The following is a 22,442-nucleotide window of genomic DNA, read 5'->3' on the forward strand; positions in this document are numbered from 1 at the left end:
CCGAACTAACAAGGTCCTGGCGGACGATTGAGGGATTGCCGGTGGGCAAAGTGGCGGCATGATAACAGAAAAGCGCCAAAAGCCATAAAAAGGCGCTAGGCCGTGGGCCGATACTCCTTTGGGTCGTCGGTAAAGATCATGTCCACTCCCCAGGCCTCGAGCGTGTGCATGCGGGCGGGATCGTTGACGGTGTAGCAGTGCAGTAAAAATCCGGCGGCCTTGACCGCGTTGGCCTGAGCCCGCGTCAGGTTGTGATGATTGCAGTGCAGGGCGATGCAGTTGAGTCTGAGCAACTGTGCGTGCCAGTCGGCGGGCAGGTGCTCCACCAGCAGGCCGCGGGCAATGCTCGGGGACAGTTGCCGCAGGTGAGCCAGGCAGGCGGGGTCAAAGCTGGAAAACAGCAGGGCATTCTGGGGCGAGGGAAGCCGGGTGACCACCTCGCTGACTCGCCGGCACAGCCGGGCGGCATCGTCACCGGGATGAATTTTCAGTTCGATGTTGACCCGAATACCAAAGGCTTGGGCCTGATCGAGGTAATCCGCCAGCCGGGGAAGGGGTTCGCCGGCAAATTCGGCACCAAACCAGCCGCCGGCATCCAGCCGGGCGAGCTCGGGCCATTCCAGCTGGCGCACTTTGCCCCGGCCATTGCTGCAGCGGTTGACGGTGTCATCGTGGATCACCACCACCTCATCATCGCGGCTGAGCTGCACGTCGATTTCCACCCATTCAAGCCCGAGTGCATGTGCGGCGCGCAGGCCGGCCAGCGTATTTTCCGGTGCCAGGGCGGCGACGCCGCGATGTCCGCAAATGATCATCTCAGTGCCCGCCACTGTTGGACCAGAGTTGGATCACCGCCACTCCGGCAATGATCAGGCCCATGCCGAGCATGGCCGGAAAGTCCGGAATCTGGCGGTAAAACAGCACCGCCAGCAGGGTCACCAGCACGATGCCGGCACCGGACCAGATGGCGTAGGCCACGCCCACCGGCATGGTTTTTACCACCAGGCCCAGCAGCCAGAAGGCGAGGCCGTAGCCGGCCACCACCGTCAGTGACGGACCAAGCCGAGTAAAACCGGCAGATGCCTTGAGCGCCGTGGTGGCCACCACTTCGGCGACAATGGCCAGGGCCAGCAGCAGATATGCGTTCATGTTATTTTCGTCGCGGTTGGTGAGAAGGGCTTACTGTGCCTGAAAGCAAGGTATAGCGAAAGGGGTCAGCAGTCCGGTTCGCTGATCACCACGGCGGGCAGGGGCTCGTCGGGCAGGCGGGCATCGGGCAGCGCCTGCACCTCAAGCCGCCAGAGGGGCGCCGGTGGCGTGCTTTCACCGGGCAGCACCGGGTAGATCAGCACGATTTTGAGCCCGGGGTTGCGCAGGGCCAAACGCTGGGCGGTGCCCAGGGCATCGGCGATGTGAAAGCGACCCACGGTGAGCATGACTGTGTGGCCGGGCTGTCGCTCAAGGTAGTTGGTAATGCTTTCGGCCATGGTGTCATCCCAGCTGGTCTGGGCGGCAAACTGGTTTTCCGTGGGGGGTTGGCCGTGAAAGCGGCTGGCCATAAAGCGGGCCTTGTAGGCATCGTCATTCAACGTGAGCCGGTCGGCCACCCAGCGGCGTTCGCCGGCGGGCAAACGGGCCAGATAATCCGGCCCCCGGCTGCCCACGCAGCGTACGATGTGGCGGGGAGCGTTGGCGGCAATCACCTCAATGCCGGCGGCTTTGGCCAGCTCTATCAGGGGACGATAATCGCTGCGGTAATGGGGCCAGGCGTCGGCCCGCTTGATAAAGGCGTCTTCGCCCCGCTCTCCTGCCAGATAGGCGTTGACCTCGGCCTGCTTGTCGCGGCTGAACTGCTCCATGGCCAGGGCAAGCGGACGAGGCTGAGCCAGCAGGGCAGCCAGCAACTCGGCCTGAAAATGATGCACGCCGGCATGGCCGTGCAGCTCCCCCACCATGATCACATCGGCACTGGCCAGCCGTCGGGCGGCCCGCTCCAACGGCTGGCGCTCGTCGTCGGCGTCGTACAGGGTGAAGTCATACAGGGTGGCGGGCGGTTCGGCCTGGACCTGGCAGCCGGCCAGCAGTATAAGCAGCAGGGTGGTCAGTGCGCGCATTGAGTCACCTTTTGAGGCAATGGGTTACGGCAATTTGTCATCAAGGGGTTATCATAGCTTTCATCATCCTCAAACCGTAACCGGAATGACGCCCGCCAACTGGCTTTCTCTGTTTTTTGGCCTGTACTTTTTCAGTTTTGGCACTTTTCTTCCCTACTGGGCCCTGTGGCTGCAAGGCGCCGGGGCCAGTGCCGGTTTTATTGGCCTGTTGCTGGGCCTGGGCATGGCGGTGCGTTGCCTGGGCAACCTGGGGGTGATGAGCTGCATTCGTACCGCCACTCATCTAGTGCCCGCCATTCGCGGCCTGGCCCTGGCCAGCCTGCTGGTGTTCACCGCCTTTTACGGCTGGCAGTCGAGCGTTGCCCTGCTGGTGCTGACCCTGCTGGCCAATCTGATTTATTCCTCGCTGATCCCGGCGGGAGAGGCCATGGCCTGCCGGTATATTGTGCAGGTGCAGCTGGATTACGGCCGGGCCCGGCTGTGGGGCTCGGTGGCCTTTATCGGCGCCAACCTGATAGTGGGTATGCTCAATGACCATTTTGGCAGCCAGTGGATATTGCACGGCATGGTGCTGTCGCTGGCGCTGCTGTCGTTGTTGTCCTTTGCGCCGATCTCGCCGGCGCCGCAAGAGCCCGCTACCGGCCGCCGGGCCGCTTCGCTGTTGCAGGTGCTGAAGCGCCCCGGTGTGGGCCGATTTTTGCTGGTGACCTCACTGCTGCAGGGCAGCCACGCCTTTTATTACGGCTTCAGCGCCCTGCACTGGCAGCAACAGGGCTACAACTCCAGCATCATCGGCTATCTGTGGGGGCTGGGGGTACTGGCGGAGATTCTGGTGTTTATGTTTTATAAACGCTGGCTGGGACACTGGTCGGCCAGCGGCCTGCTGATGGCGGGCATGATCTGCGCCCTGTGCCGTTGGCTGCTACTGGGCGCCACCACGGATCCCTTCTGGCTGGTGCTGGCCCAGGTGCTGCATGCGGGTAGTTTTGGCTTCACCCACCTGGGGGCGGTGCGCTTTATCAGCGGGGAGCTGGCGGGCGAGGCGGCGTTTGGTGCCCAGGCATTGTATGCGGCGGTGTCCAGCGGCCTGGCTCCGGGGCTGCTGCTGATGCTGTCGGGACTGCTTTACCCGAGCCTGGGCGGGCAGACCTACTGGCTGATGGCGGCGGCGGTGCTGCCGGTGGCCTGGCTGCTGACCGGTCCCCTGAACAAGGAGCAAACGCAATCATGATGCAGGGCTGGACCGTCATCAATATTTCCCTGGCCTATCTGGGCATGCTGTTTCTGCTGGCCTGGCTGGGCGACCGACCGCGCATGGGCGGCCATGTGCGCCGGCTGCGCCCCCTGCTCTATAGCCTGTCACTGGCGGTGTATTGCACCTCCTGGAGCTTTTTCGGCACCGTGGGGCAGGCCAGCACCGACGGCTGGACCTTTTTTACCATCTACCTCGGCCCCATTCTGATGTTCACCCTGGGCGGGCGCTTTGTGGCCCGGCTGATCGAGGTGGCCAAGCGTGAACACATTACCTCCATCGCCGACTTTATCGCCGCCCGTTACGGCAAATCCCAGCGGCTGGCGGTGTTTATCACCCTGATCGCCATCGTGGGCGTACTGCCCTATATCGCGCTGCAGCTCAAGGCCATCGTGATGGGGCTGAACCTGATGGCACCGGAGGTGGTGGCCGGCGCCGGCCGGGATGCGGGCGAAGTGGCGCTGATGGTAACCCTGCTGTTTACCCTGTTTATTCTGCTGTTCGGCACCCGTCATATCGATGCCACCGAGCATCAGCGCGGCGTTATTGTGGCCATTGCCGCCGAGTCGGTGGTCAAGCTGATTGCCTTTATCGTGGTGGGGGGCTTTGCGCTCTGGCTGGTACTGGCCTTTCCCAACCAGCAGCGGGTGATGATCACCGAGGACTTTATCGCCTCACTGAGCGTGGTCAGCGGCGGTCACCTGCTCGACATCGGCGTGTATACCCTGCTGTCGATGAGTGCCGTTATCTGCCTGCCGCGCCAGTTTCACGTGGCGGTGGTGGAGCACCACGGGCCGGCGGATCTGCGCTGGGCCCGGCGTATCTTTCCGGTGTACCTGCTGCTGTTCGGGTTGCTGGTGCTGCCCCTGGCGCTGGCGGGCCAGCAGTGGCTGTCGGCGGGCACCTCGCCCGATACCTATGTGATCAGCCTTCCGCTGAATCTGGGGCATCCCAACCTCGCCATGCTGGCCTTTATCGGCGGCGCCTCGGCGGCCACCGGCATGATGATCATTTCCACCATCGCCCTGGCCATCATGATCAGTAACGATCTGGTGCTGCCGATGATATTGCGCCGCCGCCAGCTGCAGGGGGCCGGCTTTGAAGACGTGGCCCAGTTGCTGCTCAACGTGCGCCGCACCGCCATCATGGTGATCATGGCCACCGCCTGGCTGGTGTTTCTGTGGCTGGGCGACATCAGCAGCCTGGCGCGCATCGGCTACCTCAGCTTTGCCGCCATTGCCCAGTTTGCCCCGGCCCTGGTGCTGGGGCTGCTGTGGCGTGGCGGCAACCGGCGCGGCGCCTACTGGGGCCTGAGCCTGGGCATGCTGATGTGGCTGCTCAACCTGATGGCGGAAACCGGACTCTTTGCCGGCGATGCCAGCACCAACGTGGTGCTCTGGCTGCTGACCCCGCCGGCGTTGGGCTGGCTGGCCGAGATGAGCCCGGTGACCTGGGGCATATTGCTCAGCCTGTTGTGCAACCTGGCCGGTTACCTGCTGGGCTCCTGGCTGTCGGTGCCCTCGGTGAGCGAACGTTTTCAGGCCGCCGCCTTTGTGGGCCGGCAGCACAAGGACGATGGCGACGTGTACCGGGCCAAGGTCACGGTGCGGGATCTGGAGCAGCTGGCGGCACGCTTCGTGGGCGAGTCCAGGGTGCGGCGCGCCTTTGCCCGTTACGCCGGTGAGCAGGGCACCCTGGAAGGCAGCATGCAGGCACCGGCCAGCCTCATTCGCCATACCGAGCGCGTGCTGGCGGGGGTGTTCGGCACCTCCTCGGCCCGGCTGGTGCTGGCCTCGGCCCTGCAGGGGCGCTCCATGGAGCTGGAAGAGCTGGCCACCATAGTGGATGAGGCCGGAGATGTGTTTCGTTTTAACCGAGGCCTGTTGCAGGGGGCCATCGAGCACATCGGCCAGGGCATTTCGGTGGTGGACAAGGAGCTGCGGTTGGTGGCCTGGAACCGCCGATATCTGGAGCTGTTTCAGTATCCGGCCGGACTGGTGCGGGTGGGGCGGCCCATTGCCGACATCATTCGCCATAACGCCGAAAAGGGGCTGTGCGGCCCCGGTGAGGTGGAGCAACACGTCAGCCGACGGGTGGAATACATGAAGGCGGGCAGCCGTCATGTGTCGTCCCGCATTCGGCCCGACGGCCGAGTGATCGAAATGCAGGGCAACCCCATGCCCGGCGGCGGCTTTGTCATGACCTTCAGCGACATCACCACCTTTCGTCAGGCCGAGCAGGTACTGAAGGACGCCAACGTCATGCTGGAGCAGCGGGTGGCGGAGCGCACCCGGGAGCTGTCGGCGGTGAACGAGCAACTGCTGGCGGCCAACCGCCAGGCGGAGCTCGCCAATGCGTCCAAGAGCCGCTTTTTGGCGGCGGTCAGCCACGATCTGATGCAGCCCCTCAACGCCGCCAAACTGTTTGCCTCGTCCTGGCTGGAAACTTCCGGCGATGATGAAAGCCGTCGTCTGGCCGGGCACATCGACCGCTCGCTGACGGCGGCGGAGGAACTGATTGCCGATTTGCTCGACATGTCCCGGCTGGAGTCGGGCAAGCTCACCGCCAAACCCCGGAATTTCGCCATCGCTGAGCTGTTCGGCACCCTCAGGGCAGAGTTCGGTGTGCTGGCCGAGCAGCAGGGCGCGCGCCTGAGTGTGGTGGCCAGCGACATCGTGGTGCACAGTGATCCCCGACTGTTGCGGCGCATTCTGCAGAACTTTCTCACCAATGCCCTGCGCTACAGTCCCGGCGGCCATATCGTGCTGGGCCTGCGCCGGGACGGAGAGCAGGTACGCATCGAGGTATGGGACAACGGCCCCGGCATTCCTGCCGACAAGCTGGATGTGGTTTTTGACGAGTTCACTCGGCTGGAGCCGGGTCAGCGCCATCAGCAGGGCCTGGGCCTGGGCCTGGGCCTTGCCATTGCCCAGGGGCTGGCGGGGGTGCTGGGGCACCGGTTGAGTGTGCGCTCCGAGGAAGGCCGGGGGTCGGTGTTTGGCGTGACCCTGGCCCGCTCGAGCCAGGCCGTCGATGATCTGGCGCCGGCCCCGATACCGGCCAGAAGCGGTGACCGGCTGGCCGGGCTGCGGGTGCTTTGTGTGGACAACGAGGCGAACATTCTCACCGCCATGGAAAGCCTGCTGACGCGCTGGGGCTGCGAGGTGAGGCTGGCCGGCAGCGGAGATCAGGCCAGGGCGTTGTGTCACAACGGCTTTGTTCCGGCGGTGATCCTGTCGGACTATCACCTGGACGACGGGGAAAACGGGGTGTCGGTGATCAACATGTTACGGCTGGAATTCGGACGCATTCCGGCGGTGGTGATCAGTGCCGACCGCCAGCCCGAGCTGCAGCAGCAACTGCAGCCGCTAGATCTCGGTTACCTGAGTAAGCCGGTCAAACCGCTGAAACTGCGGGCACTGCTGCAGCATCTGGTGAAAGGGGAATAAGAGGAATGAGTGGTTGTGATGAGCGAAGCGAACCACAACGCGAAGCCGCTGGCGGATTGTTGGAATTCGCTGCGCTCATTGCCAACCTACGGCTCATCCCTGGCGAATATTCCATTACGCAAGCGTGAACAGAGGGACTAGTCCCTAATGTCAGAAGTCGCCGCCGGTCAGCTGGGACAGGGCGATGACCGCCTGGGTTCGGTTTTTGACGTCCAGCTTGCGGAAAATGGCGGTGACATGGGCCTTGATGGTGGCTTCCGACACCTCCAGCTCGTAGGCGATTTGCTTGTTGAGCTTGCCTTCCGACAGCATGGTGAGCACCTTGAACTGCTGGGGAGTGAGGCTGGCCAGGCGCTCGGCCATGTCGTCCTCGGGGGCGTCCTCCAGGCTGATGCCCTCGGGAAACCAGCCGTCGCCTTCGAGCACGGTATTCAGCGCACTCACCAGGGTGGGCATGGGCGCCGACTTGGGAATAAAGCCCACCGCGCCCAGGCGCATGGCCTGCTGCACCACCACCGCGTCTTCGCTGGCGGACACCACCACCACCGGCAGGGCCGGGTACAGGGCGCGCAGCCGGGTCAGCCCGGAAAAACCGCTGGCGCCGGGCATTTTCAGATCCAGCAACAACAAATCTACCTCGTCGGAGTCTTCCAGCAACTGCAGCAGGCTGTCGATACTGTCTACTTCCTGCAGCTGGGCATCGCTGACTGCCAGCCGGACGGCCTGGTGCAGCGCGCTGCGAAACAGGGGGTGATCATCGGCAATAACGATGCGGTAGCCCGTGTCCATGTGTCTGGATCCTTGTGTCTGAGTAGTCTTCAATGGAAGCCGGTTCCATGTTTCAGCGTTATGATAGGGGTTTGACGGGCGGCTGAGAACTGCCCGGCGCCATTTTCGTGATCCATTGAAGAGGCGAAAACATGTTTGGCAACGATGCAAAGCAACGAATTATTCGGCTGCTGGCCCCGCACAACGGCGATGAAGATGCCCGCGTCTGCAAGGACATTCCCGATGACGCCTGCCATCAGGTGCCGGCCAACCGGCGCAGGCTGATCCTGGGGCAGTTGGCCTCGGCCCTGGCCGAACTGCTGGTCAATGCCAAAACCGTGCTGCCCTGGCTATTTCAGGCGGTGGGCGCGCCGGTGTGGCTGATCGGCTGGCTGGTGCCGATACGGGAAAGCGGCTCCATGTTGCCCCAACTGCTGCTGGGAGCCTGGGTGCGTCACATGCCGGTGCGCAAGGGCGCCTGGTTGTGGGGCGCCGGGCTGCAGGCCGGCTGTCTGGTGCTGATGGCACTGACGGCCCTGCTGTTTTCCGGCTGGCTGGCCGGCGTGCTGCTGCTGGGCGGGCTGGCGCTGATGAGCCTGTCCCGCGGGCTGTGCTCCATCGCCGCCAAAGACGTGCTCGGCAAGACCATTCCCAAAAACGGTCGGGGCAGGGTCACCGGCACCGGCGCCAGTCTGGCGGGGGGCCTGGGCCTGCTGTTCGGGCTGATGCTGGGCTGGTTGGGCGAGCTGCCGCTGTGGGGCTATGTGCTGATCCTGCTGGCGGCGGCCGCGGTATGGGTGCTGGGTATGCTCTGTTACCGCCGAATTGAGGAGCAGCCTGGCGCCACCGAAGGCGGGGTGAACGGCTGGCGCCACGCCCTGCACAGCCTGCAGTTGGTGCGTGACGACGCCGACTTTCGGCGCTTTTTGCTGGTTCGCACCCTGTTGCTGTCCACCGCCCTGGTGACCCCCTATTATGTGTTGCTGGCCCAGGATCATGACGGCGCCGCCCGCGTGCTGGGTAGCCTGGTGATCGCCCAGGGACTGGCCCAGTTCGCCAGCAGCTGGGTATGGGGCTGGCTGGCGGATTTGTCGTCGCGCCGGGTGCTGCAACTGGCCGGTGCGATTGCCGCACTGCTGGGGCTGGCGGTGTGGCTGCACCTGGGCGTGCTGGGCGGCACGCCGTTCGCCGGTTATTTTGCGGTGGTGGTGTTTGTGCTCAGCCTGGCCCACGCCGGGGTACGGGTCGGGCGCAAGACCTATCTGGTGGATCTGGCTGGCGGAAACCGGCGCACCGATTATGTGGCGGTGAGCAACACCCTGATGGGCGTACTCCTGCTGCTGGCGGGAGCGCTGAGCATGCTGCTGGCGCTGTTGTCGGGGCTGGCGGTGATACTGGTGTTTTCGCTGCTGGCTCTTCTTGGTGTATGGTTGGCACAAAGTCTGCCTGATGTTCAGGCCGACGCACCCAGTGAGGACAAATAATGCTGCACAAATGCCTGTTGGCGCTGGCGGGCCTGATGATGGCGACCGGCGCGGCCGCCCGAGACATTGAACAGTTGCGTGCCGAATTCGCGGTGACGCTCAACGGCGACACCACCCGGGGGGTCAACACCCTGACCATAGATCGCAACCGGGAGCAGTATCATGTGCACTTTTCCCTGCGCCACTGGTTGCTGGACGTGGATCAGAAGGCCAGCTTTGCCTGGCAGGACTGCACCGCCCGACCCGAAATCTTCAATTATCAGGCAAAATACCTGGGCACGACCCGGGAAGAGCGGCTGGTGTTCGATCAGGGCACCGACATGGTGCTGTACCAGGACAAGGAAGGGGACAAGCTGTTGTCGGCACAAGGCGGCGTGCTGGACCCGGTCAGTTTCTTTTTCGAGGCTCGCTGCGATCTGATGGCCGGTGAAACCGCCTTTAGCTACCAGGTTATTCGCGACGGTAAAATCAAGGACACGCCCTTCAAGGTGGTGGGTAGCGAAGCACTCAGAACCGGCCTGGGCACTCTGGACACCCTGATCGTGGAACGGGACCGGGGCGACAGCAAGCGCAAGACCCGCTTCTGGGTGGCGCCCGAGCTGGATTACCTGCTGGTGCAAATCAGCCACGAGGAAAGCAGCCTGCTGGCGGTGACCGCTACCCTCGAAAAAATGACCTGGAACATGGTGGACGCCCAGTAACAACAGCACTCCGGTGACGGCCCTAGCTCAGGACTCGCCGGCCTGCTGACGGTAGCGGGCCAGCTTGTCATACAGGGTCTTGCGGGGAATGCCGAGCCGCTCGGCGGCCAGCGCCACATTGTCATCGGCCTGGTGCATGGCATCCAGGATCAGCTGCTGCTCCAGGGCCGCGAGCTGGCGCGGCAGCGGCAGGGGCCTGTCGTTGTCGGCGTTAGGCAGCACCCCCAGCACATACTGTTCGGCGGCATGGCGCAGCTCGCGCACGTTGCCCGGCCAATTGTGGCTCATCAGTCGTTGCAGCATGGCCTCGCCCGGAGGCGCCACTTCCCGCCGGTATTGTTGCTGCGCCAGATCCACAAAGTGCAGAAACAACAGCGGAATGTCGGCCCGCCGCTCCCGGAGTGGAGGCAGGTGCAGGGTCACCACATTGAGCCGAAAGTAGAGATCCGGGCGAAACAGGCCGGCCTGGCCGGCCGCCTGCAGATCCACCTTGGTGGCCGCCACGATGCGGGCGTCCACGTCCACCTGTTGATTTCCCCCCAGGCGCTCCAGTACCGACTCCTGCAATACCCTCAGCAGCTTGGCCTGCAGATTGAGGGGCATGCCTTCTATTTCATCGAGAAACAAAGTGCCGTTGTCGGCATGTTCGATTTTGCCGATGCGTCGCTTGGTGACACCGGTAAAGGCGCCGGGCTCGGCCCCGAACATTTCGCTTTCAAAGATGGACTCGGGCAGGGCGGTGCAGTTGACCGCCACAAAGTGGCCCTTGCGTCCGCTGCCCTGATGCAGGCTGCGGGCCACCATTTCCTTGCCGGTGCCGGTCTCACCCAGGATCAGCACACTGGCGTTGGTGTCGGCAATATTGTCTATCTGCCGGCGCAGCAGCTCCATTTGCGGGGTATGGCCCAGCAGCAGACCCGGCCCCTTGCCGTCGGCCAGCTGCCGCCGCAGCCGGCGGTTGTCCAGCACCAGCGCCCGTTTCTCCATGGCCCGGCGCAGGCTGTGCAGCAGTTGCTCGGGCTGGTAGGGCTTTTCAAAAAAGTCCTGGGCGCCCAGGCGCATGGCTTCCACCGCCATGGGAATGTCGCCGTGGCCGGTCAGCAGCACTACTGGCAGCTCGGCGTCGCGTGCCTGTAAATGCTGCAACAGGGCCAGTCCGTCCATGCCTGGCATGCGCACATCCGACAGCATGACCACGGGGGCTTCTGCCGGCAGCGCCTGCAATGCCTGCTCAGCCCGGGCAAAGCCCCGGGCGCCGATGCCGGACAGCTGCAGGGTTTGCAGCAGGGTCTGGCGTACGTCATCGTCGTCTTCCACCAGCCAGACGTCAATGGGGGTCGGGGTCATGGTTACTCCAGTCAATACGAAATCGAATGCCGCCCTCGGGCGGGTGTTGAATATCCAGCCGGCCGTCGCTGGCCTCCACCAGGTCTCGTACGATGGACAGTCCCAGTCCCAGGCCCTGGCCGGCGCACTTGGTGGAGAAAAACGGCTCGGTAACCTTGTCGATGAGCTCGGAATCAATGCCGGGGCCATTGTCCTGCCATTGCAGCCAGCCAGGCCCGGCGGCGATGCTGATGCGGGCCGCGGTGCTGTCGCTCAGGGCATCGATGCTGTTGGTCAGCAGGTTTGCCAGCACCTGCTCCAGGGCGTGCAGCTCCATGGGCAGAAGTGCATCATCACCGTCGGGTCTGTCCAGCTCAATGTGCTGCTCGGCCAGCCGGGGCGCCAGCCAGCTTAGTATGTTGTCGAGCGCCTCGTTCAGCGGCGTCTGTCCTCGAGTACTGCGGCGGGTGGCCGCAAACAGCTTGAGCTGGGAGGTCAGTCGAGCGATGCGATCTATCAGCCTGCCCATGGTCTGCAGGCTGGTTTCCAGCTCGTCATGACGGCCATGCTGACTCAGCAGCAGGGTGTTCACCGACTGGTTGCGCAGCGCCGTCAGGGGCTGGTTGACCTCATGGGCGACCCCGGCGGCCATTTGCCCGAGGGCGGCCAGGCGGTTGCTGTGGATCAGTTCGTGCTGCATGGATCTGAGCCTGGCTTCGGCCTGAATGCGCTCCTGTATCTGTTGCTCCAGTTCCCGGTTGGTGGCGGCCAGGGCGGCAGTGCGGGACATCACCTGCTGCTCCAGCTCGCTGCGGGCCCTGAGTTGCATGCGGTAATAGCGCCGGCGCTGGCGCCAGTACAACAACAGCAGCCACAAGGCGATAAGGCCGACGCCGGTGAGGGCGCTCAGCAGGGTGGCATTCATGGCCAGCTGCCGGCTTGGCCACCACAGTTGCATGCGCCACTGCAGGCGGGGCAGGGCCAGCTCGCTGACCCCATACTGCTCGCCCTGCCATTCCACCTGGTGCCGGTCGTATGTAATGGCCAGGGGCGTCAACGGCATGGGGGTGTACTGGCGGGCATTTTCCAGCCGCCGGCGCGCCGTGGGGGTCAGCGGTGCCAGGGTGCGGAATTTGAGCTCGGCCCGGGAAGACAGGGCGATGACCTCGTCCTTGTCCACCACCAGCACCAGTTCGCGGGCCGGCTGCCAGCTGTGCTCCAGTGGCAGCAGGGTGATCTTGGCCGCCAGTACGCCTTTGGCGCCATCCGGGCCTGCCATGTGCAGGCCAAAAAAGTAGCCCGGGGTGCGGGTGGTGGCTCCCAGGGCATAAAACTCGCCCACGCTGCCGCGCAGGGCATCACTGAAATAGGGGCGGTAGCGGTAGTTCTGGCCGATAAAGCTGTGTGGCAGGTGCCAGTTGCTGGCGGCCAGGGTCACGCCGTCGGCGCCAATAAGGTACAGGGCTTCCACTCCGGTTTCTTCCGACATGTGCTGCAGCAGCCGGTTGGCCTGTTCGAGGGCGTCAGCCCTATCGGGATATTGCAGGGCGCGGGTCAGTACCGGGTGGGACTGCAAGGCGCGGGGAATATTTTCAAACCGGGTAATTTCCGATTCGAGGGCGGTGCGGTAGACCTGCAGCTGCTGCTGGGCGCGCAGTTCCTGCTCTTCAACCTGGTGCCGCCAGCTGGCTTGCCAGACCAGGGTCAGCAACAGGGCAAACAACAGCAGGGCGAGCAGCCAGGGCAGGCGTTTTTTCAATAAGGGCTTCAGTGGGCCTCCGAGTCACAGGCGGCAAGGGTCACTGTCTGTCCGGGTGTCAGCCAGTGGCTGAGCGGATGACAGCCCTCGTTTGCATCACAGAGGGTATATTCGCCGGTAAAGGTCGACCCGGCAAGGGTGACCTGGTCAAGCAGCAGGTTTGGCTGCCAGCGCCAGACCCCCTGCTCCAGGCGGGCCTCGGGGGGCGGCTCCATGCCGGCCCCCGATCCTTGAACGCTGGCCTCGATCAGGCGCAGTTGCCGCCCTTCGGCCTGGTAGGTTTCCTCCCAGCGCGTTTTTTCCACCGAGTGTTGCCAGCCCAGGGTGATGCTGCCGGTCAGCAGCATCACCGTCGTGGAGGCGGAAAGCAGGCAGATCACCCGGCTACCGCTACGGGTTGCCGGCGACGGCTTTGCCACCAGTGGCGACCCAGCACCAGGGCGGCCAGGGCCAGTCCCAGTTCATCGGTCATTGGCAGCGAGAATACCAGCAGGGCGGCGGCCGCCACGGCGATCAGTCGCTCCCACAGGGCAAAGGGCCGCAGCCAGTAGCCGATGGCGCCCATGCCCCACAGGGACACGGCCAGCAGCGCCTTGAACACCACGAACACGGTGGCCAGCATGCCGGCGTCACCCTGCAGCATCAGCTCCGGGGCATAGACCGCCATATAGGGCACCACAAAGCCGGCGATGGCGATCTGCAGCGAGCGCAGGCCAATGCGCAGGCCAGAGGCCTTGGCGATGGGGGATGCGGCAAAGGCGGCCAGGGCCACCGGCGGGGTCAGATCCGCCATGATGCCGAAATAGAACACGAACATGTGCGACACGATCAGCGGCACACCCAGTTCCAGCAGTGCCGGGGCGGCGATGGAGCTGGTAATGATGTAGTTGGGAATGGTGGGAATGCCCATGCCCAGCACCAGGCAGGTCACCATGGTCAGTGCCAGTGACAGCAGCAGGCTGTGCTCACCCAGCTGAATGATGAAGCCGGCCACTATGGTGGCGGCGCCGGTCAGCGAAATAACACCGATGATCACCCCTACCAGGGCACAGGCCACTCCCACCGGCAGGGCATGCAGCGCGCCCTGGTACAGGGCGTTGACCACGGTGGCGAGAATACCCTGTTCGCGTTTCAGCAACAGCAGTGCGGCCAGGATGGCCACCACCACAAACAGGGCGGTAATGCCGAAGTGGTTGAAGCTGGCACAGGCCAGGCCAAGCAGAACCCAGAAGCCGTAACGCAATCCCTTCGCGTTCAGTTTTTTGGCTACGCCATTGCCCATGATCAGCACCACGGTCAGCGCCAGGCCCATCATGCCCGCAAACAGGGGGGTAAAGCCGGAGAACAGCATGATCACCAGAGCCACCAGGGGCATCAGCAGGTACCAGCGCTCTTTCAGCGCCGCCAGCGGCTTGGGGCACTCGGACTTGGGCAGGCCATTGAGGCCGGCGCGGCCGGCTTCCAGGTGCACCATCAGAAAAACGGTAAAGAAGTAGAGCACGGCGGGGATCAGGGCCGCCTTGGTGATGTCCACATAGGGCACGTTGATGGTTTCGGCCATGATAAAGGCCACGGCGCCCATCACCGGCGGCATGATCTGGCCGCCCATTGAACTGGTGGCTTCCACCGCACCGGCAAAGTCTGACTTGTAGCCGAACTTTTTCATCAGGGGAATGGTGAACTGGCCGGTGCTGACCACGTTGGCCACGCCGGAGCCGTTGATGGTGCCCATCATGCCCGAGGACAATACCGACACCTTGGCCGGACCGCCACGGGTATGGCCGACCGAGCCGATGGCCACATCGTTGAACAGCTTGAGCATGCCGGCCTGCTCGAGAAAGGCGCCAAACAGAATAAACAGGAAAATGTAGCTGGATGAAACGTAGGTGGGAGTACCGTAAATGCCTTCGGTGCCAAAGGCGAGCTGGGACACCACCTGATCCAGGCCATAGCCCCGGTGCATCAGGGCATCGGGCAGGTGCTGGCCAAACAGGGCATAGCCCACGAAGCTCAGGCAGATAAGCGGCAGGGCCCAGCCCATCAGCCGGCGTGCGGCGTCAAACACCATGATCAGGGTGATGCTGCCGATCACCCAGTCGGCCTGACTCATGTCGCCGGCCCGGTAGATCAGGTCGGCTTCAAACCACCAGTGATAAAAGGCAAACAGCAGGGCCACGGCACCAAGCAGCATGCCCCACACCGAAGGGCGGGACAGCGGCTTGCCACGGCCACCGTAAAGCTGGTAGACCAGAAACAGCAAAAAGCCGACGTGCACCGCCCGCACTACCGTGGTGGACAGCGGGCTGAAGGCGGCGGTCACCACCTGAAAAATGGAAAAACACAGGGCGCCGTAAAAGATCAGCGCATGATGCCGGGTCTCGGAACTGCTCATTATTATCTCCCCGCCCGTGCCGTTGGCAGAACGGTCAGGCTGTTGTTATGTCGGTATTGGCCGAAGGGATGGCGCCTTCGGGGGGAAGGCGCCTGTGGCTTACTGGATCAGGCCCTTTTCCCTGAAGTAACGTTCGGCTCCGGCGTGCAGCGGCAGCGGCAGGCCGTTGGTGGCCTGGGCCGGATCGATGCCATTGGCGGCGTTATGGGCATTGCGCAGCGCCGGCAGGTTTTCATAGACCTGTTTTGCCATCTGGTAGGCGGTTTCGTCAGAGACCTTGTCATGGGTGATCAGCAGGTTGCTGATGGCCACGGTGGGCACGTCGCTGTCCTGGCCGGTGTAGGTGCCTGCCGGGATCACGCCGGGGCGATAGGCATCGTTGCCGATACCGGCGACCAGCTCGGCGGGAATGGGAATGAACACCACGGGGGCGTGTGACGCCAGATCGCGAAAGGCGGCCATGCCGAGGCCGGCAGACTGCAGGGTGGCGTCGAGCTGGCGGTTTTTCATCAGCTCCACCGACTCGCCAAAGGGCAGGTACTCGGTGCGCTCGAAGTCGTCGTACTCCAGTCCGGCGGCCTGAAAGATGGCGCGGGCATTCAGTTCGGTACCGGAGCGGGGGGCGCCTACCGATACGCGCTTGCCCTTGAGGTCTTCCAGGCTGCTGATACCGCTGTCGGCCCGGGCCACGATCTGAATGTAGTTGGAATAGGTGGCGCCCACGGCCCGCAGTTTTTTGAGGGGAGCGTTAAAGCCGGCCTCTTCCACGCCGTTCCAGGCGTCGGCCACACTGTCGGCCAGGGCGAAGCCGATTTCCCCCCGGCCCTTTTGCAGCAGGGTCAGGTTTTCAACCGATGCCCGCGTAGCCTGTACCTGTACTCGAGCGTCGGGAATTTCCTTGCCATAAAGCTGAGACATGGCCACTCCAAGCGGATAATAGACGCCACTGGTACCGCCGGTGAGCACGTTAATAAACTCGGCAGCCTGGGTGGTGGTCGCCGACAGCGCCAGGGAGGCGCCGAGCAGGCAATGTTTGATCAGTTTCATTGAGTCAATTCCCTTGGTTATGTAGTTGCGCCACCAGTGTTGCAGGTTTGATGCCACAAGTTTCACGTATGTTATTTTGTGTAACTTATTGATTTGTATAAGGTGACAAGAAAAGGGATTCTGAATTTTCAGAATTTTACGGTGGCGCGGTCCGTAAATTCGGAATGTGACGGTAACCGCGGGTGACATTCGGGACTGGTTGCTTCTGTGATAATCTGAAGTTTGGGCAGAGATGAAAGGCATAACAGATGATGTGGATACTGGGCGCCGTGGTGGTGGCGCTGGCGGCATGGCGACTGGACTGGCGGGGGTTGCTGGCGGACAAGGGGCGGCAACACCTGTGCTTTGGCGCGGCCATGGCGCTGGTGCCGCTGTGGATGCTGCAGGCGGGCATTCGCGACGGCCTGGAGGTGCATTTTCTCGGGCTCACCACCCTGGCGCTGATGCTGGGCTGGCGCATGAGTCAGCTGATGGCACTGCTGCCGTTACTGCTGGTCACCGCCTTTGGCATCGAGGCCTGGCCCGACCTTGCGGTCAACCTGGTGCTGGGCGTGATACTGCCTCTTGCGGTCAGCTATTTCGTGTTTTTGCTGACCTACAGTTATTTGTACCGGCATCTGTTTGTGTATATCTTCGTGGCCGGTTTTTTCAACGCGGCACTGACCATGGCGGTGAAGAGCCTGGCCATGGCCGCTTACATGCTGTGGTCGGGGCAATACGGCTGGAGCATGGTGCAGAACGACTACCTCAGCATATTGCCCCTGTTGTTGTTTCCCGAGGCGCTGCTCAATGGCATGGCCATTACCCTGCTGGTGGTGTTTCGGCCCCAGTGGGTGTGCACCTTTTATGACCGGGATTATCTTCATAACAAGTAGGAATATGGATCCTGAATGAGCCGGTCTGTTAGTCTCCCTTGAATCAAATGACAGAAGTGAGAACCGAATGAAACATCGTACTCTGAAAATCCTGGCCCCTCTGCTGGCCCTTGGCCTGCCGGCCCTGGCCCAGGCCGAGATGAGCCGGGAAGAATTTCAGCAAAAGGTGCGTGAAGCCCTGATGGCCGAGCCCGAAATGCTGCGGGACGCCATCGTCAAACTGGAAGAAAACGATCGCCTGGCCCAGCAGGCGGAGTTTGCCAAGCAGCTCAACGAGCAGTCGGCCCAGCTGTTTGATAACAAGACCGACGGCATCATGGGCAACCCAAATGGCCAGCTCAAGGTGGTCTATTTTACCGACTACAACTGCCCCTATTGTCGCCGGCTGAACCAGACCCTGGTGGAGATCATCAAGGACGAGCCCGAGCTTAAGGTGATCGTGAAGGACATCGGCATTCTGGGCCCGGACTCGGTGCAGGCGGCACGCCTGGCGCTGGCGGCGGCCCAGGAAGCCCCGAAACAGTATGAGGAGCTGCACCAGGCCCTGATGAACCAGAAGCGGGTGCAGACCGCGGCCCTGGCCAGCATTGCCGGCAAGGCCGGCTTGAATGCCAAGGAGCTGCAGGACAAGGCCGACAGCGAGGCCATTGCCGACAAGCTCAACCAGAACCTGAGCCTGTTTCGGGCTCTGGGCCTGAATGGCACTCCGGCGTTGGTGTTTCCCGACGGAACCCTGGTGCCCGGCGCCATCGACGCCGCCGGCCTGAAGGACATTCTGAAAGATCAGAAATCCTGATTCGGGGCAGTAATTAGGAGCAGGAAACCGGCGTTGCTCCGGCTCTCCATCATTCGATAGCAAAAGCCCCGGGCCATGGCCCGGGGCTTTTTGTTTTTATCGAAATCCAGCAGCCTTTACGTCCAGCTGGCGGCGCGCTTGGCCTTTTGCAGTTTTTCGTAGGTGGCCAGCAGCGCCTGGTGGGCGGCGAAGTCGGTCAGGCTTTCGTCGGCGGCGGTCAGGCCGTGGAAGCGGGCGCTGCCGTCAATCTGGGCCCAGGCCTCGCCGACGGTTTGCTCACCAAACATGCGGTCAAAGGCGGCGCGGTACTGCGCCGGCTCGCGGTCGTCGGACAGGTGCAGCTCCAGCGAGGCCTTCAGGCAGCGGTAGTAGCGGGCGCGCGCTTCGGTAAACACCGAGGCGTTAAAGCTCAGGGTCCAGTCGGCGTAGTCCAGGGCGGTTTCCAGCTCGCCAGCGGCCAGGGCCAGCATGCATTTCAGCTCGCCCACCCGCAGGGTGTGCCAGGCGGTGCCCTTGTTCGGGGCAATGCCAATCAGCTCGCGCACTCGAGTAAAGTCGTCCAGGCCTTCCTCTTCCAGGCGATCATACAGGCCCATCAGCTGCTCGCCGTCGGCGTCGCTGCCTGGCAGGCTCAGCAGGGTGGCGCGCAGGCCGGCGCCCATGTTGTTGTTGGCCAGCTCCAGATCTTCCACCGGATAGATGTCGGACATGCCCGGCACCAGAATGCGGCAGGCATACACGCCCAGGTGCTCATAGTCGGCGATGTACACCGGCTGTTCCAGCTCATTGAAGATGGCCATCAGGTGGTTGAACTCTTCTTCCGAGGTGCCGCTGAAGTCCCAGTCGGCAAAATCGTAGTCGGCCTGGTCCTGGAACAGATCCCAGCTGATCAGACCCGAGGAGTCGATAAAGTGGGTTTCCAGGTTGTGATGGTCGGCCACCTCGTCATCGTCAAAGGACGGCGGCACAAACACGTCCAGATCCTTCAGGCTGCGGCCCTGCAGCAGCTCGGTCACGGTGCGCTCCAGCGCCACCGCAAAGCGGGGGTGGGCACCGAATGAAGCGAAACAGGTGCTGTTGGCCGGGTTGAACAGCACCACGCAGATCACCGGGAAGCGACCGCCGAGTGAAGCATCATAGGCGAAGATGGGAAAGCCTTCCGCTTCCAGCGCGGCAATGGACTCCTGAATGTGCGGATAGCGGGCCATGACTTCGTCGGGAATGGCCGGCAGGCTGATGCGCTCACTGATGATACGGTTCTTGATGGAACGCTCAAATACCTCCGACAGCCCCTGAGTGCGGGCTTCGGTTTTGGTGTTGCCGGCACTCATGCCGTTGGATACATAGAGGTTGCCGACGATGTTCATGGGAATATGAACGGTCTGATTGTCACCCTGGCGCTCAAAGGGCAGGGCACAGATGCCGCGCTCTTCGTTGCCGGACTGCAGATCGATCAGCATGTCGGCGGTCAGCGCGTTTTCGGGATCGTAAAAGCGGCGAGTGTAGTCGTCGAGCAGGCCGGCGGGCAGGCTGTTGTCGTCGGTCAGGGGGAACCACTTTTCATTGGGGTAGTGCACGAAGTCGCCCTCGGCGATGTCGCGGCCCAGGTAGAAGTCGGCAAAAAAGTAGTTGGTGGCCAGACGCTCGAAATATTCGCCCAGGGCCGAGGCCAGTGCCGCCTTTTTGGTGGCGCCCTTGCCATTGGTAAAGCACAGCGGGCAGTCTTTGTCGCGAATATGTACCGACCACACATGAGGCACCGGGTTCAGCCAGGATGCTTCTTCAATGTTGAAGCCCAGGGCCTGCAGCTTGTCTTGGAAACGGCTGATGGAGTCTTCCAGCGCGGCGTCCTTGCTGGGAATAAAGGTTTTCATGAGTACCTCGGGCGTGATCGGCAAAAAAGGGGAGCGATCCTAACCCGGGGCGATAATTTGAACAAGCGGAAACAAAAACGCCCGCGCGGGGCGGGCGTTTTCAGCAGCAGGAGTAGTGCTTACGGCAGCAGGTGCAGCATGCGGCGCAGGGGCTCGGCGGCACCCCACAGCAGCTGGTCGCCCACGGTAAAGGCAGACAGGTACTCGGGGCCCATGTTCAGCTTGCGCAGACGGCCGACAGGCACGCTCAGGGTGCCGGTTACGGCGGCCGGGGTCAGCTCGTCCATGGACTGCTGGCGATCGTTGGGGATCACCTTTACCCAGTCGTTGTGGCTGGCCAGCAGCTTTTCCACTTCCGCAATGGAGATGTCTTTCTTCAGTTTGATGGTAAAGGACTGGCTGTGGCAGCGCAGGGCACCAACACGCACGCACAGGCCGTCCACCGGAATGGCGGCACCGGTCTGCAGTATCTTGTTGGTCTCGGCCTGCCCCTTCCACTCTTCGCGGCTCTGGCCGTTTTCCAGCTGGGAGTCGATCCAGGGGATCAGGCTGCCGGCCAGGGGAACGCCAAAGTTGTCGACCGGCAGGTCGCCGCTGCGGGTCTTTTCGGTGATCTTGCGCTCCAGCTCGAGAATGGCGGAAGACGGATCGGCCAGCTCTTCGGCCACTTCGTCGCGCAGCATGCCCATCTGGGTAACCAGCTCGCGCATGTGACGGGCACCACCACCGGATGCCGCCTGATAGGTAGACACGGCAACCCATTCCACCAGATCCTGCTCAAACAGGCCGCCCAGGGCCATCAGCATCAGGCTCACGGTGCAGTTGCCGCCGACAAAGGTCTTGGTACCCTTGGCCAGGGCGTCCTGAATCTGCTTGCCGTTGACCGGATCAAGCACGATCAGGGCCTCATCGTCCATACGCAGGGCGGAGGCGGCATCAATCCAGTAGCCGTTCCAGCCGGCAGCACGCAGCTTGGGGTAGACTTCCTTGGTGTAGTCGCCGCCCTGGCAGGTGAGCACCACGTCCAGCGCCTTCAGCGCCTCGATGTCAAAGGCATCCTTCAGGGTGCCGGCGTCCTTGCCGAAGTCGGGGGCAGGCTGACCGGCCTGGGAGGTGGTGAAGAAGACCGGATCGATACGGGCGAAATCGCCTTCTTCCACCATGCGGCTCATCAGAACGGAGCCGACCATACCGCGCCAGCCGACCAGACCTACTTTTTTCATCATTCAGTGTCCTTTCTTTGAAAGAGAGTCAAAAACCTGCCTTCCACAATACTGATTGCGCGCAAAGGTGCAAGGGCTAAGCAAAAAGGCCTGGGCGTTTTTTGACCTTGGTCGTTGCGGAATCAGCCGGTGGTGAACGAAAGAAAGCTCAGAATAAGCACGGGACCAGCCAGGCTCAGCACAAAGCCGGAGACAATGGCTACCGGCACTATGGCCACCCCGCCGGAGCGTTGCAGCACCGGCAGGGTAAAGTCCATGGAGGTGGCGCCGCCATAGCCGATGGCGCAGGAAGGATGGCGACGCATCAGCGCCGGTATGATCAGAATGGCAATCAGCTCCCGGGCCAGATCGTTGAGAAAGGCGGCGCTGCCCATCACCGGGCCCAGCCGGTCACCGATCAGAATGCCCGAGAGGGAATACCAGCCGTTTCCCGAGGCAAAGGCCAGCCCCTGAGTCAGCGGCAGATCCAGTAGCCAGGCGCCGGCCAGGCCCCCCAGCCAGGAGCTGACCACCACCATCAGGGCAATAGCCAGGCCCCAGCGGTTCAGCAATATCTGGCGCAGTTTCATGCCCGAGTTGCGCAGCTGAATGCCGATCAGCAGCAGCAGCAGCATCAGCGCCCACTCGCTCAGGGTGTCTACCGCGAACCACTCCGGATCGAGAAACTGGCCCAGGGCCAGGCCACCGAGGATCACCAGGCAGAGTTTGACGGAGTCCAGCAACAGTGCCCATTTGCTGATGACGGGGGCGCCGCGTTCACCTTCCACCCGGCCTCGGCGCAGATCCAGCAGCCAGAGCCCGGCCAGGTTGCAGACCGTGATACAGGCCAGAAAAACGCCGCAGAGGGTAAAAATAGTGCCCAGGTGAGTACTAAGATTATCGACAAAGGCTAGGCTGATGCCCATCAGGAACAGGATCAGGTACACCATGCGTGCCACCGCCACATTGATAAAGTGCACCAGTGACTGGGAGCGACAGGGAATGCAATAGCCGAGGGCCAGGGGCAGTAATACGATAAGCATGCCGGAGTACATGAGAATAATCTTCCAATTGATTTATTAGCGCAATTTTTGACCGTCATTGCCAATTGAAACAGCATACGTGAGCAATTCGTTAAAAAAAAGCCGACGGCGGCTTTTATGAATAACGACCTGGTTTTACTGGTTATGCACTTGCCAGGCCGCCACGCGCTAACCGAGCCTTGGATAACATTGTGAGGGTGATATTTTATTCTGCTTTGGTGCATAATTTTATACTGCGCAGTCCTTATTTTTAGTATAAAAAACCGACATCCTTGGCCTTTTATGGCTGATTGTGTTGTTATTGAACAAGACAAGTGGTAAGTTTTGCCGCAAAGGTTAACGGCTTGTTAACTTCTCAGG

At 62.4% G+C, this 22,442-nt stretch carries 18 protein-coding genes; 6 read left to right on the plus strand and 12 right to left on the minus strand.

What is annotated here, in order from left to right; translation table 11 throughout:
* Positions 1–95: 95 nt before the first annotated feature.
* The 3 genes from OJHNALOF_RS05435 to OJHNALOF_RS05445 form a co-directional block, all read right to left on the minus strand.
* A complete protein-coding gene (locus OJHNALOF_RS05435) occupies positions 96–815 on the minus strand; it encodes a glycerophosphoryl diester phosphodiesterase (RefSeq protein ID WP_165661408.1) in 720 nt (239 codons plus the stop codon).
* 1 nt (position 816) lies between these two features.
* The gene (locus OJHNALOF_RS05440) at positions 817–1,149 is read right to left on the minus strand and encodes a multidrug efflux SMR transporter (protein ID WP_094200101.1); all 333 of its coding nucleotides are present in this window, start codon (positions 1,147–1,149) and stop codon (positions 817–819) included.
* Positions 1,150–1,214: 65 nt separating this feature from the next.
* A complete protein-coding gene (locus tag OJHNALOF_RS05445; RefSeq protein ID WP_165661409.1) occupies positions 1,215–2,114 on the minus strand; it encodes a ChaN family lipoprotein in 900 nt (299 codons plus the stop codon).
* Positions 2,115–2,199: 85 nt separating this feature from the next.
* Between OJHNALOF_RS05445 and OJHNALOF_RS05450 the strand changes: the two genes are divergently transcribed.
* Positions 2,200–3,345: a 3-phenylpropionate MFS transporter gene (locus OJHNALOF_RS05450; protein WP_165661410.1), complete on the plus strand. Its 1,146-nt coding sequence runs from the start codon at positions 2,200–2,202 to the stop codon at positions 3,343–3,345.
* A complete protein-coding gene (locus OJHNALOF_RS05455) occupies positions 3,342–6,815 on the plus strand; it encodes a PAS domain-containing hybrid sensor histidine kinase/response regulator (protein ID WP_165661411.1) in 3,474 nt (1,157 codons plus the stop codon). The genes OJHNALOF_RS05450 and OJHNALOF_RS05455 overlap by 4 nt, the downstream gene beginning before the upstream one ends.
* A 150-nt stretch (positions 6,816–6,965) precedes the next feature.
* Here the strand turns inward: OJHNALOF_RS05455 and OJHNALOF_RS05460 are convergent, their stop codons facing one another.
* On the minus strand, positions 6,966–7,604 hold the full coding sequence (locus OJHNALOF_RS05460) for a response regulator transcription factor (protein WP_094200097.1): 639 nt from the start codon (positions 7,602–7,604) through the stop codon (positions 6,966–6,968).
* Between the two features lie 131 nt (positions 7,605–7,735).
* Between OJHNALOF_RS05460 and OJHNALOF_RS05465 the strand changes: the two genes are divergently transcribed.
* Together OJHNALOF_RS05465 and OJHNALOF_RS05470 are read left to right on the plus strand one after the other, a co-directional pair.
* Positions 7,736–9,067 (plus strand): MFS transporter, encoded by a 1,332-nt coding sequence (locus OJHNALOF_RS05465; protein WP_165661412.1) that lies wholly within the window; start codon positions 7,736–7,738, stop codon positions 9,065–9,067.
* A complete protein-coding gene (locus OJHNALOF_RS05470) occupies positions 9,067–9,768 on the plus strand; it encodes a DUF3108 domain-containing protein (RefSeq protein ID WP_094200095.1) in 702 nt (233 codons plus the stop codon). The genes OJHNALOF_RS05465 and OJHNALOF_RS05470 overlap by 1 nt, the downstream gene beginning before the upstream one ends.
* A gap of 27 nt (positions 9,769–9,795) precedes the next feature.
* On the opposite strand, the gene OJHNALOF_RS05475 is transcribed toward OJHNALOF_RS05470, so the two are convergent.
* The 5 genes from OJHNALOF_RS05475 to OJHNALOF_RS05495 form a co-directional block, all read right to left on the minus strand.
* Entirely contained in the window at positions 9,796–11,115 is a 1,320-nt protein-coding gene (locus OJHNALOF_RS05475; protein ID WP_165661413.1) for a sigma-54 dependent transcriptional regulator, read from the minus strand.
* Positions 11,096–12,853, minus strand: a complete 1,758-nt coding sequence (locus OJHNALOF_RS05480) for an ATP-binding protein (RefSeq protein WP_165661414.1) — start codon at positions 12,851–12,853, stop codon at positions 11,096–11,098. Before OJHNALOF_RS05480 ends, OJHNALOF_RS05475 begins: the two co-directional genes overlap by 20 nt.
* Positions 12,854–12,861: 8 nt before the next feature.
* Positions 12,862–13,233, minus strand: a complete 372-nt coding sequence (locus tag OJHNALOF_RS05485; protein ID WP_165661415.1) for a DUF1850 domain-containing protein — start codon at positions 13,231–13,233, stop codon at positions 12,862–12,864.
* The gene (locus tag OJHNALOF_RS05490; RefSeq protein WP_165661416.1) at positions 13,230–15,245 is read right to left on the minus strand and encodes a TRAP transporter permease; all 2,016 of its coding nucleotides are present in this window, start codon (positions 15,243–15,245) and stop codon (positions 13,230–13,232) included. Before OJHNALOF_RS05490 ends, OJHNALOF_RS05485 begins: the two co-directional genes overlap by 4 nt.
* A gap of 99 nt (positions 15,246–15,344) precedes the next feature.
* The gene (locus OJHNALOF_RS05495) at positions 15,345–16,292 is read right to left on the minus strand and encodes a TAXI family TRAP transporter solute-binding subunit (protein WP_094200090.1); all 948 of its coding nucleotides are present in this window, start codon (positions 16,290–16,292) and stop codon (positions 15,345–15,347) included.
* A gap of 248 nt (positions 16,293–16,540) precedes the next feature.
* Between OJHNALOF_RS05495 and OJHNALOF_RS05500 the strand changes: the two genes are divergently transcribed.
* Complete coding sequence (locus OJHNALOF_RS05500; RefSeq protein ID WP_165661417.1) at positions 16,541–17,167, plus strand: energy-coupling factor ABC transporter permease; 627 nt, start codon at positions 16,541–16,543, stop codon at positions 17,165–17,167.
* A 67-nt stretch (positions 17,168–17,234) separates the two neighbouring features.
* Positions 17,235–17,963: a DsbA family protein gene (locus OJHNALOF_RS05505; RefSeq protein ID WP_165661418.1), complete on the plus strand. Its 729-nt coding sequence runs from the start codon at positions 17,235–17,237 to the stop codon at positions 17,961–17,963.
* A gap of 116 nt (positions 17,964–18,079) precedes the next feature.
* On the opposite strand, the gene ycaO is transcribed toward OJHNALOF_RS05505, so the two are convergent.
* From ycaO to OJHNALOF_RS05520, 3 genes are all read right to left on the minus strand, one after another.
* On the minus strand, positions 18,080–19,837 hold the full coding sequence (gene ycaO, locus OJHNALOF_RS05510) for a 30S ribosomal protein S12 methylthiotransferase accessory factor YcaO (protein WP_165661419.1): 1,758 nt from the start codon (positions 19,835–19,837) through the stop codon (positions 18,080–18,082).
* A gap of 119 nt (positions 19,838–19,956) precedes the next feature.
* On the minus strand, positions 19,957–21,060 hold the full coding sequence (gene asd / locus OJHNALOF_RS05515) for an aspartate-semialdehyde dehydrogenase (protein WP_094200580.1): 1,104 nt from the start codon (positions 21,058–21,060) through the stop codon (positions 19,957–19,959).
* A 122-nt stretch (positions 21,061–21,182) separates the two neighbouring features.
* Positions 21,183–22,094 (minus strand): lysine exporter LysO family protein, encoded by a 912-nt coding sequence (locus tag OJHNALOF_RS05520; RefSeq protein WP_165661420.1) that lies wholly within the window; start codon positions 22,092–22,094, stop codon positions 21,183–21,185.
* Positions 22,095–22,442: the final 348 nt, after the last annotated feature.

Origin of the sequence: Oceanimonas sp. MB9, from assembly GCF_011319775.1 — a bacterium.
Taxonomy (GTDB): Bacteria; Pseudomonadota; Gammaproteobacteria; order Enterobacterales; family Aeromonadaceae; genus Oceanimonas; species Oceanimonas doudoroffii.